This window comes from Lichenihabitans sp. PAMC28606 (assembly GCF_020616535.1).
Lineage (GTDB): Bacteria > Pseudomonadota > Alphaproteobacteria > Rhizobiales > Beijerinckiaceae > Lichenihabitans > Lichenihabitans psoromatis.
The window spans coordinates 1,107,900-1,122,030 of record NZ_CP085136.1 but is presented as its reverse complement, the minus strand read 5'-3'; the positions used below and the strand labels follow the sequence as shown (position 1 = coordinate 1,122,030).

The 14,131-nt window shown below is 63.3% G+C and carries 16 protein-coding genes and 1 pseudogene; 5 read left to right on the top strand and 12 right to left on the bottom strand.

All coding sequences use genetic code 11. The features are described from left to right. Positions 1 to 800 precede the first annotated feature (800 nt). Complete coding sequence (locus LGH83_RS05395; protein WP_227400918.1) at positions 801 to 1,043, top strand: hypothetical protein; 243 nt, start codon at positions 801 to 803, stop codon at positions 1,041 to 1,043. Between the two features lie 147 nt (positions 1,044 to 1,190). Further along, positions 1,191 to 1,469: a DUF6894 family protein gene (locus LGH83_RS20075; protein WP_413771106.1), complete on the top strand. Its 279-nt coding sequence runs from the start codon at positions 1,191 to 1,193 to the stop codon at positions 1,467 to 1,469. A gap of 53 nt (positions 1,470 to 1,522) precedes the next feature. On the opposite strand, the gene LGH83_RS05390 is transcribed toward LGH83_RS20075, so the two are convergent. Continuing rightward, positions 1,523 to 1,729: a hypothetical protein gene (locus tag LGH83_RS05390; RefSeq protein ID WP_227400917.1), complete on the bottom strand. Its 207-nt coding sequence runs from the start codon at positions 1,727 to 1,729 to the stop codon at positions 1,523 to 1,525. Positions 1,730 to 1,769: 40 nt separating this feature from the next. Between LGH83_RS05390 and LGH83_RS05385 the strand changes: the two genes are divergently transcribed. Next, entirely contained in the window at positions 1,770 to 2,459 is a 690-nt protein-coding gene (locus LGH83_RS05385; protein ID WP_227401736.1) for an HAD family hydrolase, read from the top strand. Between the two features lie 33 nt (positions 2,460 to 2,492). Here the strand turns inward: LGH83_RS05385 and LGH83_RS05380 are convergent, their stop codons facing one another. The 8 genes and pseudogenes from LGH83_RS05380 to LGH83_RS05345 all read right to left on the bottom strand — a co-directional run bounded on the left by LGH83_RS05380 (position 2,493) and on the right by LGH83_RS05345 (position 8,623). Then, positions 2,493 to 2,723: a hypothetical protein gene (locus tag LGH83_RS05380; protein ID WP_227400916.1), complete on the bottom strand. Its 231-nt coding sequence runs from the start codon at positions 2,721 to 2,723 to the stop codon at positions 2,493 to 2,495. Between the two features lie 176 nt (positions 2,724 to 2,899). Further along, positions 2,900 to 3,465: pseudogene (locus LGH83_RS05375) on the bottom strand (IS5 family transposase); the annotation flags it as partial. A gap of 60 nt (positions 3,466 to 3,525) precedes the next feature. After that, the gene (locus tag LGH83_RS05370; protein ID WP_227400915.1) at positions 3,526 to 4,332 is read right to left on the bottom strand and encodes an ABC transporter permease; all 807 of its coding nucleotides are present in this window, start codon (positions 4,330 to 4,332) and stop codon (positions 3,526 to 3,528) included. Then, on the bottom strand, positions 4,329 to 5,084 hold the full coding sequence (locus tag LGH83_RS05365; RefSeq protein WP_227400914.1) for an ATP-binding cassette domain-containing protein: 756 nt from the start codon (positions 5,082 to 5,084) through the stop codon (positions 4,329 to 4,331). Before LGH83_RS05365 ends, LGH83_RS05370 begins: the two co-directional genes overlap by 4 nt. Next, complete coding sequence (locus LGH83_RS05360) at positions 5,081 to 6,307, bottom strand: ABC transporter substrate-binding protein (protein ID WP_227400913.1); 1,227 nt, start codon at positions 6,305 to 6,307, stop codon at positions 5,081 to 5,083. Before LGH83_RS05360 ends, LGH83_RS05365 begins: the two co-directional genes overlap by 4 nt. After that, positions 6,300 to 7,298 (bottom strand): PQQ-dependent catabolism-associated beta-propeller protein, encoded by a 999-nt coding sequence (locus tag LGH83_RS05355; RefSeq protein ID WP_227400912.1) that lies wholly within the window; start codon positions 7,296 to 7,298, stop codon positions 6,300 to 6,302. Before LGH83_RS05355 ends, LGH83_RS05360 begins: the two co-directional genes overlap by 8 nt. After that, entirely contained in the window at positions 7,288 to 7,635 is a 348-nt protein-coding gene (locus LGH83_RS05350; RefSeq protein ID WP_227400911.1) for a hypothetical protein, read from the bottom strand. Before LGH83_RS05350 ends, LGH83_RS05355 begins: the two co-directional genes overlap by 11 nt. 67 nt (positions 7,636 to 7,702) lie before the next feature. Further along, a complete protein-coding gene (locus tag LGH83_RS05345) occupies positions 7,703 to 8,623 on the bottom strand; it encodes an alpha/beta hydrolase (RefSeq protein ID WP_227400910.1) in 921 nt (306 codons plus the stop codon). Positions 8,624 to 8,868: 245 nt separating this feature from the next. Here LGH83_RS05345 and LGH83_RS05340 point away from each other — a divergent pair, with 245 nt between their 5' ends. Continuing rightward, the gene (locus LGH83_RS05340; RefSeq protein WP_227400909.1) at positions 8,869 to 9,750 is read left to right on the top strand and encodes an ankyrin repeat domain-containing protein; all 882 of its coding nucleotides are present in this window, start codon (positions 8,869 to 8,871) and stop codon (positions 9,748 to 9,750) included. A gap of 13 nt (positions 9,751 to 9,763) precedes the next feature. On the opposite strand, the gene LGH83_RS05335 is transcribed toward LGH83_RS05340, so the two are convergent. Both LGH83_RS05335 and LGH83_RS05330 read right to left on the bottom strand, forming a co-directional pair. Continuing rightward, entirely contained in the window at positions 9,764 to 10,327 is a 564-nt protein-coding gene (locus LGH83_RS05335; RefSeq protein ID WP_227400908.1) for a c-type cytochrome, read from the bottom strand. Positions 10,328 to 10,442: 115 nt separating this feature from the next. Further along, positions 10,443 to 12,245, bottom strand: coding sequence for a pyrroloquinoline quinone-dependent dehydrogenase (locus LGH83_RS05330; protein ID WP_227400907.1), 1,803 nt, complete (start codon positions 12,243 to 12,245; stop codon positions 10,443 to 10,445). A 332-nt stretch (positions 12,246 to 12,577) separates the two neighbouring features. On the opposite strand from LGH83_RS05330, the gene LGH83_RS20070 reads away from it, so the two are divergent. After that, a complete protein-coding gene (locus tag LGH83_RS20070; protein ID WP_413771105.1) occupies positions 12,578 to 12,781 on the top strand; it encodes an integrase core domain-containing protein in 204 nt (67 codons plus the stop codon). Positions 12,782 to 13,248: 467 nt separating this feature from the next. On the opposite strand, the gene LGH83_RS05320 is transcribed toward LGH83_RS20070, so the two are convergent. Beyond that, a complete protein-coding gene (locus tag LGH83_RS05320; protein WP_264479143.1) occupies positions 13,249 to 13,944 on the bottom strand; it encodes a transporter in 696 nt (231 codons plus the stop codon). Positions 13,945 to 14,131: the final 187 nt, after the last annotated feature.

Sequence of the window (14,131 nt, the reverse complement as noted above, 5' to 3'; positions counted from 1 at the left end):
CCAAGCGGGCATCGTCCTGCCGCGGGCAGCAGGAACCCACATCGACTGGACTCAAATCGACCCGACTGACGTAAGTGAGAGCAATTGGAGCGGGTGGAGGGAATCGAACCCTCGTATTCAGCTTGGAAGGCTGTATTGTCTGCGAGCAAGATCAACGCTGATTCGGAAAAAATGAACGTCCAAACGTGAGCTAATTGGACGGCTTCTCCGAACGACTTAGCCCTTCGATCTCGGCATATCCTCGAACACCGCACTGCATCGCGGCATGTGCTGCCGCCGGCCGGGGCAATCCACCGACACCATGTTGATCAGCGCCGCAAGCGGCAGATCGGGCCCGTGCCTAGCCAGCAGGCGCGCCACGTTGAGCACGCCACGGCGACCGCATGGTGCGCAGATGATCGCGACCGTTGGCCCTGGCAGGTCTCCCAGCCGCGGCATGCGGTACTGGGTTGGCGGCTGTGGCTTGGTCCGGACAGGCGTTGCCGGTCGATCGGCCGGGGGCCGGTCAATATCCCAGTCCGTGAAGCGGATGCCGCACCGAGCCTGATACGGGCGCGGCGCTCGGCCGCAGTGGTCCCACGGGCAATCGGCAGCCAGCGCGTTGAGCAGGGCCTCAAGGTCCATCTCCGAGCCGAATCGGTGGGCGAGCCGCGCCAGCCGGTAGCAGCCCCGGCGGGTACACAGCTTGCAGCTGATCCGAACCTGAACCCAAGGCCAGTCGGACAGACGAGAAGGAGGCTTGCCCATCGCCGGAAATGAGAACAAAATGGGAACAAGCGCAACCCGCCGGAGCGACGCATATGCCGATCACCTACCATGTCGTCGTGCCGTTCGACCGGAGCGAAGAGGGCGACCTGGTTGCCGGAGAGCCGCTCGAGGCGCCCAACAGCGACATAGCGCGGCGTCGAGCCCGGGCGCTGGTGCCGGCCCATGTCGGCGCGATCGCCTTCTCGCGCACGGGGGATCCTGACAGCGGTGAGTTCGCGGACGCGGTAATCACGGCCGAGTTCGGCGAGGTCGACAAGGGATCGATGACTGGGTGAGGCTCGACCTGGAAACGCGCGGCCGATAGCCTTCATCCCATATTCAGCAATCTCTAAGCACCCAAAGCCGCGATCGCCATCTTCGGTGGAGAAAAGATCGAACTTTGAAACTGCAACATAATCGCATCGTAGCTGAAGGATCCAATTTTGATTGGGAGGTGCGCTTTGCCTTGCTATCATTTCAACGTCTACGGTGGGTCTGCCATTCGAGATATTGAGGGAAGCCTGCTTTCTAGCAATGAATGCGCCCAATCAGAATTGTTGCAGTATGCGGCGGACCTTCTGGCCCGAGAGTCTATGGACTTGTATCCCGATGCCGAATGGAAGATTGAAGTGACCGACTGTCTCCGGAATTTGCTGTTCCGAATTTCCATCAATTTATCTGTATTTGTGGTTGTTGATTCCAAGCAACATATCGAAAATTGAGCTGTCTCATCAACTCACCCAACAGGGTGAGACCATTTCAATGTTTAAAAATACTATGGCGCTGCTTCATACGGCGTCTGCGCGAAACTCGGGTTCAAAGCCCAAACGCAGGTCCGCTGCTCCGGCAGCTTGATGCAGGCGAGATTGAGATCCTGCTCGTTTTGCATCGTCCAGCGACGCCACGCCGCCGATCCGCTTCGCCAAGCCTGCTCTGGTCCGCGCTCTGGATAGTGACAGATCCCGACGTGCTCGGCGTCCACGCTACAGGCAATCTTTTCCGTCGGGCGCGCGTTGATCGAGATGGAACAAAAGCACCCACAGATCCTTGAAGCCTCCGCCGTAATCTTCGACGTGGACGGAACGCTCGTGAACACCGTCGATTTTCACGCGGAGGCTTGGCAGAGAGCCTTCGCAAAATTTGGATTTCAGTTCGAGGTCGAGAAGATCAGATCCCAGATCGGCAAGGGAGGCGATCAACTCATGCCTGTCTTCCTTAAGCCGAACGAGATCGACAAACACGGCAAAAAGATTGACGCCGCTCGACAGGAATTGGTTGAGCGAGTGTACTTTCCTCAGGTCGTCGGCTTCCCGAAAGTTCGTGAGCTGTTCGATTTCCTGATCGAGCGGGGCATCAAAGTCGGGCTGGGCTCCTCGGCTAAGACAGACGACCTTAAAGTCTATAAGCGAGCTGCGGGGATCGAAGACCTGAAGATGACCGAAACCACATCGGAGGACGCTGAGAGGTCGAAGCCACATCCAGACATCTTCAACGCCGCCCTCGATCGCCTAAAGATAGATCCGGCACGCGTAATGGTGGTTGGTGACACGCCTTACGACGTCGAGGCCGCGACTAAGGCCGGTATGGCAACAACCGGCTTATTGTGCGGCGGTTTCTCCGAAGCGTCATTGAGGGACGCAGGCGCTGTCGATATTTACCAGGATCCAGAGGGTCTCCTGAACGCCCTAAAGGCTGCACGAGGTGTAAATTAACGCGACAATGCTCCTCGCGCGATCGTGCGCGCATTATGGCTTTCGATCCCTCTGCGTCAGTCCAGGTCGTGACTTCGGCCGCCACCGCGTTTTCGGGCTGTCGCCGGATCGCGGCGGGTAAAGCTGGTAGCCGACCACACCCGCGTCCTGAAAGTGCGGCCGCCATTCACCCTCTTCAACCTCGAACATGCGATAGGTCCGCGTTCGAGGCTCGAGCAAAGGCCCGAAGCGCTTCTCGGCCTCCGCAAGCGTAATCGTGATCATGGTGGACTCCAGCGATGCGAGTGTGCCGGAGGTGCGTTGAGACTGGGTTAAGCTGCAAACTTCTAGGCTGTGGCTTCCCAGACTTGCTTCTAGCCGCGCGGTACTACTCCGCGTTCTTCGGCGCCGGCGCGACAAGACGTGATGGGCACGTTCCGAGATTTTCGTCCCGGAATCTAGGGCATTATTCCCTTTGCTTGAAGAGCGTCCCTGCACCAGTCTGCATCGTAACCGCGGTCGGCAAGCATCCACTGTGCCTTGGGCAGATCGTCGAGCAGCGCGGCCGCGCCGGTGTAACCCCTGACCTGGCCAGCGGTCAGGAAGAAGCTCAGCGGGTCACCGTTCGCGTCGGTGACGGCGTGGAGCTTGGTGTTCATGCCGCCCTTGGTGCGACCGATGAGGCGCCCGAGATCCCCTTTTTTAACCCGCAGGCTTGATGCCGTGCGGTGTGCCTTGAGATAGGTCCGTCGATCATGATCGTCTTGGGCGCGGCGCTCGCAGCGGCCAGTCCTTCCATCATGCGCAGGAACGCGCCCCTCTCGCCCCATCGCTTCCACCGCTTGTAGAGGGTCTCGTGCGGTCCGCACTCCCTGGGTACATCGCGCCAACGCAACCCGTCGCGGTTTAAGAAGACGATGCCGCTCAACACCCGCCGGTCATCAGCCCGGGGCTTGCCGTGGCTCTTGGGACAATACGGCTCAAGCCGTGCCATCTGCTCGTCGCTCGGCCAATACAGGTCGCTCATCGCCAGTCTCCTCGCGGAGGCTGGATCAGGTCGCGCCTCTCACATCAATGAGTCCTGACCCTAGAGATCGTCACGCCGCTTCTGACCGAGCGAGCCCTTCTGCGGATCGTAGCCACGGACCGCCGCCCCGAACGCCATGACCGTGGTCGCGACCACGACAGCCAGAGACACCGGCTCGATCCGCCCGTAGGCCGCGAACCGGATCAGTTCCACAGCGTAGGTGAACGGGTTACAGCGGATGACCCAGACCATCCAATTGGCGCCGCTTTCCTGCACTTTCCATAGCGGGAACAGCGCGGGCGAGAAGAAGAAAGCCGGGAAGATCACGAAGTTCATCGTGCCGGCGAAATTCTCCATACGGCGCACGTAGACGGTAAGCAGCAGGCCGAGCGCCGCCAGCGCGAAACTCGCAAGCAACAGCGCGGGTGCGAGCGTGAGCAGCGCCGACCACGGCACGTCGACCTGGAACACCATGGCGATGCCCACGAACACATAGGCCTGTACGGTGGCCAGAATGGTGCTTGCCAGGAGTTTGGCGAAGAGCACGAACCAGCGCGGCACCGGCGCGGTGAGTAGCAGCCGCAGCATCCCGGCTTCGCGATCGAATACCAGCGCCAGCGAGGATTGCATGCCCTGGAACAGGATCACCATGCCGATCAGGCCGGGCACCATATAGACGTCGTAGGTGATGTAGCTCTGGTAGGGCGGCGTGATCGAGATGCCGAGCACGTTCTGAAAGCCTGCCGAGAACACCACCAGCCATAGCGTCGGGCGCACGATGGCGGACAGCAGCCGGCTCGTCTGGTAGCGGAACCGCAGCATCTCGCGCCAGACGATCGCCAACAGGGCGGCACTCCATCCCGTCACGCGGCCGGCTCCGCACCAGTGCCCGCGAGGGTCAGGAATGCGGCTTCCAGGGTGGCTGCGCCAGCCTCGGCCATCAAAGCGGCGGGAGACCCGGAGGCTGCGACGCGGCCACGATGCAACACCACGACCGCACCCGCACGCTCGATTTCCTGGACCAGATGGGTGGCCCACAACACGGCCGTGCCCCGTTCCGCCGCGAGGCCGAACAGCGTCCGGGCGAGATCGGCGCGACTGCCGGTGTCGAGGCCGCCACTCGGCTCGTCGAGCAGCAGCACGTCGGGGCTGGTCAGCAGCGCGCGTGCGATCTCGATCTTGCGGCGCGTGCCCCCGGAAAGCTGGCGGATCGTGCTCGGTCCAAGATCGCCGCAGCCCAAAACGCCAAGCGCGTGACGCGCTGCAGCCTCGGCGCGCGCGCCCCGCAAGCCATGCAGCCCGGCGTAGAAACGCAGGTTCTGGGCGACGGTCAGATCGAGGTCGAGCACTGTCTGCTGGAATACGATGCCCATCCGGGCCAACGCTGCCGTCGGATCTCGCGCGATATCGAAGCCGCGCACCAGCACATGGCCCGCATCGGCGACGAACAATCCAGTAAGGATCTGGAAGAGCGTGGTCTTGCCCGCACCGTTGAGGCCGAGCAGCGCCGTCACCGTGCCGGGCTCCACCGTGAAGGACACGTCCTGCAGCGCTTTCACCCGTCCGTAGCTCTTTGTCAGTCCCGTGATCGCGATGGCGGGGTCGACGGGACCGTTCACGGTGGCGGCTTGCAGGATGCTTCGGCAGCGTCACCCAAGTCGGCCCCCAGCGTATCGAGCGGCGTGCGCTGGTGGATAAAACCATCGAACGGCGCATAGGCGACCACGGCATCACCCGAGCGAAGCATCACGCTCTGACGCAACTGGTGGTCCCACAGCCGGAAGGACACCTGCACCCCCTTGGACACGTCGATCGGCCACTCGCGCTGCGTCAGCGTGCTTGCGATGGCGGCGCCGGTTGTCGCTTTGCCCCGGATCGCCGCCTCGGCCACGGCCCGCACCGCCACCCAGGCGGCCCAATCGCCCTCCGTCATCGACCGGTGCGCATTGCGCTCGAAGCGGTGGTTGACCTGCGGCGCGCCAAACCGCTCGGCGAGCGCGTCCCAGGCTACGGCCTGCAACCCCTCGGTGCCGACGACGGGCCGCGGCGGCCCCTGCTCGTAGGGCACAAAGCGCCCAAAATCTCGGGCCGTGTCGGCCAGGAACAGCACGTCGTAATCCTCCGAGGCGGTCATCAGCGCCACGTTGGTCTGGTCGCGCCGGCGCGGATCGTTGCCGATGATGAACGCCTTGCTGGCCACGATTCGCGCCCCGAACTTTTGGGCCGACGCCTTGAAGCTGTCCGTCAACGCCGTGTCGTCCGGTAGCGGACCCGTTAAGGTCAGCACGCGCTTCCAGTTTTTAGTGACGAGGAATTGAGCCAGCGCGTCGGTCTGCATCGCGGTGCTGGGCAGCACATGGAACAGGCTGGCGGTGCAGAAGTCGCGACGCAGCGCATCCTCGTGCTGCCGGATGTCGAAGAGAGGGAGCGCCCCGACCGGCACCGCCTTGACAAGGGCGGTGAGATCGCTGAGCGGCACGTCGGCGATCAGGGCCGCGGCGCCTCCTTCTGCGATGCGCTTGGCTTCGGCCGCCGCATCGGCGTCCGGCGCTAGCACGTCGCGCTCGAGCTTTAGCACCACGTTGGCCGCATGGGCGGTGGCGCGCAGGTCGCGCAGCGCGAGTTCCGCGCCCGGAGATGGCTCGGGCAGCGCCGGCCGAAAGACTCCGTCGTCGGCCGGCACCTCGGCGTAGGCGACATCGCCCTCGCGCGACAGGTATACGATGCGGATCGTGGTAGGCGCCAGGGCATCCTCGGCGCGCGCCGGCGCACCCGAGAGGAGCGCCGACAGGATCGCGAGCAGCAGTGCGGGCTGCCGCCCAGCCGTTATGGCCCTATTCATCGACCAGGATCGCATAGGGGATCACGCCGACCGGGATCGTCGCCGTCACTTTGCTGGTCGACGTGTCGATGATCGCGACATCGTCCGATAGCCCGTTGGCGACGTAGAGCTTCTTGCCATCCTGGTTGAGCCGCAGCCCCCAGGGCCGGCGGCCGGTCAGAATGTAGCCGGTCGCTTTCAGGGTCGCGACATCGACCACCGCGACGCGGTTAGCGCGGCCGAGCGCCACGAAGGCCGTCTTGCCATCCTTGGTGATCGCCATGTCGACCGGCGTGATCTCATCGGATCGGAGCCCCGGGATCTGGAACGTGACTTGCCCCGCGATGGAAAGGGTCGGTACGTCGATGATCTCGAGGATCCCAGCGATCTCGTCCGACACCCAAAGGCTTTTACCGTCGGGCGTCAACGCCAGACGGCGGGGCCGCGTGTTGGTGATGATCTCTTTGACGACCTTTTTGGCCGCGACGTCGATCACTTGGACAAGATTGGCGGCCTCGGAGGCGACGAACACGTAACGACCATCGGGCGTCGCAAGCACGCCTTCGGGTTCATCCCCCACGGGATAGTGTGTCGTCACCTCGCCGGTCTCGATGTTCAGCACGGTGGCCTCGGCATCGTCCTCGTTCGAGATGTAGAGGTCGTGCCCATTGGGATGCAGATCGAAGGCTTCGGGGTCCGGCACGTCGCGGAAGCGCTTGACGAGCTTTTCGCTTGCAACATCGTAGACCGCAATTGTGTTGTCGCTCCCGCAAGCGACCAGAAGCCGCGCATGGTCGGGCGTGAACTTCATGCCGCGCGGCCGTCCGCAGCTCTTGAACGAGCCGGCCAGCGCGTCGTTGGCGTCGAGAATGAAGATCTCGCTCGAGCGCTCGTTGGAGATGAACACCTTGCCGGTGCCGGTGCCGGCAGCCTGCGCCGGAGCGGCGCCCACGCTCGCCGCGACCATCACGGCAAAAGCGGCGGCGATCACGACCTTGCGATCACTTCGCACAGTCGGTCATCTCCTTCTCGCTGATCGAAAACGTCTTGTCGGCCTCGACCGTGACGGAGCGAGCGTAGCAGACGCGCCCCTTGACGTCTTTCATCCGCACGTCGTAGCGCCCGGGCTCCACGCCCGTGATGGCGAGATTTTCGTCGAAATCGACCGTGCCATCCTTGTCGTTGACGCACTGGTTCGAGCCAAACGTGGTGCTACCAACCGGCGCCAGTGCAACCTCGCTCAGCGTCTCACCGGTTAGGTTCCAGAACTGCATGCCCTTCTTTTTGGCCGCCAGCGCAGGACTGACCAGAAGACACGCCACACAGCAGAGCCCGAGCAGTTGTTTCACCTTGGCTTCCCCCTCACTCTTGTTCCCAAGACGCAACCACGCCGAGGCGGACCGCACAAGTGGAACCTCAAGGCGACCGCGCGACGTCCCGCGCGACGTCTTCGACCGCGGCCACAACGGCAGCCGGATCGTCGAGCGCGATCTGATGCCCGCTATCCGCCACCACGGTGACGGGTGGCGCGCCGAAGCGGGTGGCCAGATCGTCCTGCATGGCGCGCCAAAGCGCCTCCATCCGACCATCGGGATACACCTGATCCCAATCCCGATTGCCATGCACCAGAATGCGCGTGGGACGCGACGGCCGCGCCTCGCCGTCGACCGCCTTGGCGATGTCGAGCATCGCCGTCATCTCGCGGACGATGAAGACGCGCGCCTTGTCGGCGCCGGCAAGGCGGGTGGCGAGCGGCCACAACGACCGCGGCAGGCCATAGGTGGCCGCAAAAGCCGGCGTATGTCCCAGCACCGCATGGGGATCGACCGGCACGTCGACCCCGCCGTCCGTAAAGCGTTCGAACTGCTGCGGGTGCATGGAATCGACCAGCACCAGGCCGGCGACATCGGCCGGGAAACGCGCCAGATAATTCTGGCTTAGTAACCCGCCGAACGAGTGTCCGACCAGAATGAAGGGCGTGGGCACGCCGGCTTTCTGCATCGCGCCATGCAGTTCCTCGGCCATCGTAGCGGCGTCGCGCGGCTGCGCGGTCCGACTGCTCCACCCCGCGCCGGGCCGGTCGTAGGTGCAGGCCCGATGCGTCGCGGCAAGCCGGGCTTGCACGAACGTCCAATCGAAAGAGTTACCGCCGAGGCCCGCTTCGAACACGACCGCGGGCGTCCCTGCGCCCACGCAAGAGACATGCAGCATGGCATCGCCCACAGACACGAGCTGTCCGGGGGGCATGTCATCGCCGGCCCGCGCCGCAGCCCTCCAGCAAACGAGCAAATAGACCGCGAGGGCGGCTTTCCTGATGATGCAGAGGCCCTGTTGCATTCTTGTCTACCCGGCCGCGCTTTGTCCCACATTGGCAGCGCACCGCGGGAGATCGCAAGGCGCCTGTGGCGAAAACCTTGGGTCTGGGCCGCGTCACGGATGCAGCCTGTCACGGGGGACTTGCGCCGCCGGCAATCATCGAAGAGTGTCCGCCGACAACCGAGCCCCACGGGGTCGTAAAAGTATCGAGGATGGGGATGACACGCCGGAACGCATCGAAGGCTAGCGCCGCGCTTGTCTGTCTCGTGGCGCTGACGACCGCCGCTGCGGCCGACGCGAGCAGTTGCGACAAACTCAGCGGACAATATGACGCAAAGCACGCGTCGCTCGAAGCGCCCCAGATCAGCGCGGCGTTGTTCGCGGCCGCCGAATCGAACTGCAGCGCGCTGGCCAAACGCCTGCTCGACGATGGCGCCTCCGTCGCGGCCCGCGACAGGCTCGGCGGCACTGCTCTGACCCACGCGGCCCGCGCGGGCCATGTGGCCATGATCGACCTGCTGCTTGCGCGCGGCGCGGAGCTCGACATACGCACCGTGGAAGGGACCTCTCCTCTATTCGTCGCGGTCGAGCAGGATCGGACCGCCGCCGTGCAGGCGCTCGTGAAAGCTGGCGCCGACGTGAACCGTCCGGGCAAGGGCGGCGTCAGCCCTCTGGCGGCCGCGGCCTTCAACGGCAATCTCGCGCTCGTCGACCTGCTGCTGAGCCATGGCGCCGACCCGGCGGCGGCGGATATCGGCGGCAAGGTTGCGATCGTCTATGCGGCCGGGCGCGGCTTCACCCCCGTTGTGTCACGGCTGCTGGCCGCGGGCGCCGACGTCAGCGCGCGCTATCGCAACAAGTTGACCGTGCTGATGTGGGCCGCCGGGCATGCCAACGATGTGCCGGTGGACGACGGGGTGCAGCTCGTGACGATGCTGCTCGACAAGGGCGCTGCGCTCGAAGCGCGGGACGATCGCGGCCGCACGGCCTTGATGGCTGCCGCCGAACTCGGTCACGCCGAGATCGTGGACCTGCTGCTCAAGCGCGGCGCCGATCCCCGCGCGCGCGATACCGGGGGCAAGAGCGCCGCCGATCTCGCCACCGCGGCACCGGTTAAGGCAACACTGGCGGCTGCCGCCGCCCGGTGACCGCGGCGGTGGCTCAGAAGCCCGCGAGGTAGTTGGCGAGGGCCGCGAGATCGCTCTCGGAGGTGGCTTTCATCAGGCTCGTCATGCCGGGATTGTTGCCACGCTCGCCGGTGCGAAACTCAGTCATGGTCTTGATCAAGTAGTCGTGATTCTGGCCAGCCAGCCGGGGCGCCGTCCCGGTGCCTTGATACTGGTCGAGATGGCATCCCGAACAGCCGACCGATGAGTTGGCGGTCTGCGCCGTTCCGGCATCCTTGTCGGATGCGGACGGCTGCCCGAGTGCGGGCCACGGCTTGGCTGCGAAGTAGGATGCCAGCGCCGCCATCGTGTCGCGATCCATATCGGCCACGATGGCGGACATGATCTCATTTTTACGTGCGCCCTTCTTCAGGTCGCGCAACTGAAGATAAAGATATCCCTCCATCTGCCCCCAGATGATCGGGATGTTCTTCTCGGTCGGGATGCCCTTTTCGCCGTGACATCCACTGCACACGGCCGCCGTCTCTTCGATCGTCTCGGCGAAGGCGTGCGGGATCGTCTGCACAAACATCGCGCCGAGACATGCGAGAAACGTCATTCTGTTCGACCATCGCCGCAAAGTCATCGCCGCTCTCTGCTCCACCAATTAAATCAAAAGGAGGCGGAGCCCGTGGCTCCGCCTCCTGTTTATTGCCGATGCATGCCGCTCGAGATCAGTCGACCGAAAAGGCGATGATCGAGTTGCCGCGCTTGTAGTCGAGCTGCGTGTTGCCGCCAGCGCCGACCACGATGAACTGCTTGCCTTCGACCGAGTAGGAAGATGGCGGCGCATTGACGCCCGCGCCGGCCTGGAAAGACCACAACACTGAGCCGTTCTCGCTATCGTAAGCCTTGAACAGGCCATTGCCTTCGCCGGTGAACAGCAGGCCACCGGCCGTCGCTAAAACGCCGCCAATCATCGGCTGTTCGGTCTTCACCTGCCAACGGATCTTGCCGGTGTTGTAATCGACTGCGGTGACGTTGCCCCATTGCTCTTCGCTTGGGATGACCTTGAAGGCGCCGCCGAGCCACAGCTTGCCCGACGGATAAGCCGAGCTTTCGACGCTGTAGGTCATGGGCTGATGCAGGTTGATGGCGTAAGCCAAGGCGAGATGCGGGTCGGTGGCCATCGGCGACCACTCGACGCCGCCGTTTGCGCCGGGCAGCATCCGCGCGCCTTCCTTGGTCGGCAGAACCCAGAGGTTATCCTGCGGTACCATCGGCTCGGAAAAGCGGATGAGGCTGCAATCCTTGGCGTCGTGGACGTAGACGTAGCCGGTCTTGCCGGCGTGCAGCACGCCCGGGATCTTCTTGCCGTCGCGATCGGCGACCTGCGTCAGGATCGGCGGCGACACCGCGTCGAGATCCCAGACGTCATGGGAGATATATTGCAGATGGCAGACGTACTTGCCGGTATCGAGATCGAGCGACACCAGCGAGTCAGTGTAGAGGTTATCGCCGGGGCGCAGCGAACCGTCGAGATCCGGCGAAGGATTACCGACAACGAAGTAGATCCGGTTGGTGTCGACATCGACGGCCGGATTCTGCCAGATGCCGCCGCCCAGAGTCTTGAAGGGGTCGCCGGTCTTGACCAGTGCAGCCTTCTCGGCCGCGATGTCGCGATGCAGGACATGGCCCGTCGCATCCTTCTCGGCCCAGACCCCGACTGAGTTTTCCGGAATGGTGTCGAACGTCCAGATCAGCTTGCCGGTCTTGGCGTCGAAGGCTTTCATGAAACCGCGGATGCCGTATTCGCCGCCGTTGGTGCCAATCAGCACCTTACCCTTTACGACCGTGGGGGCCATCGTCTCGCTGTAACCGAGTTCAGGGTCTGCGATTTCGGTTCGCCACACGACGCTGCCGGTCTTGGCATCGAGCGCGACGATGTGCGAATCGAGCGTGCCCACGTAGACGAGGTTATCGGCGACCGCGACGCCACGATTGTTGGGGCCGCAGCAATAGGTCGTGATCGGGCCCATCTTCGGGGCGTAGTGCCACAGCTGCTCGCCGGTACGCGCGTTGAGCGCGTAGACGTGGCTATACGATGTGGTCACGTACATGACGCCGTTGACCACGATCGGAGACGTCTCGAGCGATTCCTTCACATCGGTCTGGAAGATCCATGCCGGGCGAAGCTTGCCGACGTTGCTCGTGTTGATCTGGCGGTTGGGGTAGTAGCGCTGCTGGCCATAGTCGCCGTTGGTGTGCAGAAAATTCTGGCTGTCGCCCGCGGCCCGGCTCAACAGGTCCTGCGTGACGGTCGCCATGTTGCCATAGCGAGGGCCGGTCTTGACCTCCGGAGCCTTGCCTGGCGAATCGGCAGCCGGAAGCCCGTTCTCCGCCGTCGATGGCGGAGCGTTAGGCGTCGAGGTGGCGGCCGAAACCTGCATCGCAGGCAGGACCGACATGCTGCAACAAAGCAGCGATGCAAGCAGCGTCTTCATGGCTTCCCCCGTTCGGATGGCGATCGACGTCACCACTCCATCGCCGCATTGTGCTCGCATTCGCCGAGAACGTCCACCACGGTCAAGCGTCTCTCGACCGGCGCGGCGCCTTGGGGTTTCATCCCTGCCCAGCAGACACGTCTCGTAGTGATCACGGGCGCCGCATCTGAACCCGTGATCCTGTCCCTTAACGCCTCTTTCCAACACGCAGGCTAGACGATCGGCGCAGCAACGGGCGGGTTCGTCCTCGCTGATTGTTAATCGGCAGATCTTGGTTGGATGGGTGGCATATACGTCTTGGGGGCCGCACTGCTGAGCGTGATATTCCGAGAGGCTCCGCTCGCTACGTCGGCAAGGCTGTCGACATGAACGCCGCCGAGCGGCGTCAGATGGCATACATCGCTCCGGGCAAGCCGCAGCAGAACGGCTTCATCGAGAGCGTCAACGGCCGGATGCGGGACGAGGTGCTTAATGAAACCCTGTTCCGCTCCCTGGCCCACGGCCGGGTCGTGCTGGCTGGCCGCGCGACTACAACGAGCAAAGGCCACACTCCAAGCTCGGCTGGCTGACGCCGAGCGCATATGCCGGAGCCCTGTCCGGAAACGCAGGCCGGAGCGCTGCGCTATGGCAGGGCTCCGCGCTCCGGCCTCTTGCCAGGGCCCCGAGCACGGGATCAGATCACACGCCGCCTCCAGTTTTGCCTGGATGAGAAACGGGGGTCACGTCAGTTCGCCTTGAACCATGAGGAAACGGCGGCCCCGGACCGGCGCGTCATCCCTGCGCCAGGAGTAGCCGTCTAGTTCCGGGAATGCCGTTTATCAGAGGTAAATTGAACCTGCCGAAAGGCCGCTTAGGGGGAAAGCTGAATTTGGCTGCATGTCCAGATCCAGACATTCGGATCTGCACCCATCCAAGCCGATCAAGGACGTTGCGGCTTGTCTCGAAACCAGTCGTTCGGGAATTCGGATCTCCCGTACAAGAGAAAGCCAGCGTTCAAACATGGCTCGATAGGAGAGCAAAGGTCGGATAGCCGAAGTCAAAACCGATGGGCGATGCCGCTATAGATCTGGTAATCGGGCGCACCGCGGTTGAGGCCGATGTTCACGCCAACATCTAACTGCGTGTTCGTCTCGACCAAGTAGGCAAGCGCAAGATCGGCTGTGTAGATGTCAGGGGCGTGCACCTCGGTACTCAGCGACGAATAGAATTCGGCGGTGCCGGTCAAGTTTTTGATCCCCGGTATTGCGTGGCTAACGTTGACGATGTTCGTGAAATTAACGTGTGTCCCAGGCAGATTGACATTGGCGAGCGCGTCGAGCTCCGTTTGTAATGTCATGCTGAAATCGTCGGGGAGCGATAGGACCAGGGGAGCGATCACGCCACCTTCCACTTGCCCTGCGGTGATATTATGCGTTCCGCCTGGCACGATGAGATAGGGCGCAATGGCGAACGCGATGTTGCCTCCCTCATTTCCGACCACATTGAATTTGGCGGTCAGTGTGACGTCGCCAAACCCTTGACCTCTGGCGATCGTCGCGCCTGTCCCATTGGCCGTCGTCCGCAGATCGTTGAAGCCCGCAAAGGCAACCTCGATGTCCGCGTAGCTGGTGATCCCAAGCTTCAGCACGGGATCGAGCGCTTGATAAGTCTTCGTCGTTGCGCCTTGCTGATTGCTGAACGAGTAAGCGAGAAAGTCGCTCTCAATTTGATATCGGCCAGCATCAACGGTCACAGTGCCGATGGCTCGCGCCGGGCGATCGGGCGAGAAAGCTCGGAGCGCGGTGTCCGGGGTCGGGTTAACAACATCGAAGACGGTCTTGTCCGATGAGCCGTCGCCCGCGTTTGCTTGGCCTGTCGCCGTCGCCATGCACAAGACCGCGATGGCAATCGTCAGCACGCAAGGCCGGGAGCAATATGCC

Coding starts and splice junctions, on each gene's coding strand:
- LGH83_RS05395 (WP_227400918.1), top strand. CDS start 801: ATGCCGATCACCTACCATGTCGTCGTGCCGTTCGACCGGAGCGAAGAG.
- LGH83_RS05385 (WP_227401736.1), top strand. CDS start 1,770: ATGGAACAAAAGCACCCACAGATCCTTGAAGCCTCCGCCGTAATCTTC.
- LGH83_RS05380 (WP_227400916.1), bottom strand. CDS start 2,723: ATGATCACGATTACGCTTGCGGAGGCCGAGAAGCGCTTCGGGCCTTTG.
- LGH83_RS05360 (WP_227400913.1), bottom strand. CDS start 6,307: ATGAATAGGGCCATAACGGCTGGGCGGCAGCCCGCACTGCTGCTCGCG.
- LGH83_RS05345 (WP_227400910.1), bottom strand. CDS start 8,623: ATGCAACAGGGCCTCTGCATCATCAGGAAAGCCGCCCTCGCGGTCTAT.
- LGH83_RS05335 (WP_227400908.1), bottom strand. CDS start 10,327: ATGACGTTTCTCGCATGTCTCGGCGCGATGTTTGTGCAGACGATCCCG.
- LGH83_RS20070 (WP_413771105.1), top strand. CDS start 12,578: ATGAACGCCGCCGAGCGGCGTCAGATGGCATACATCGCTCCGGGCAAG.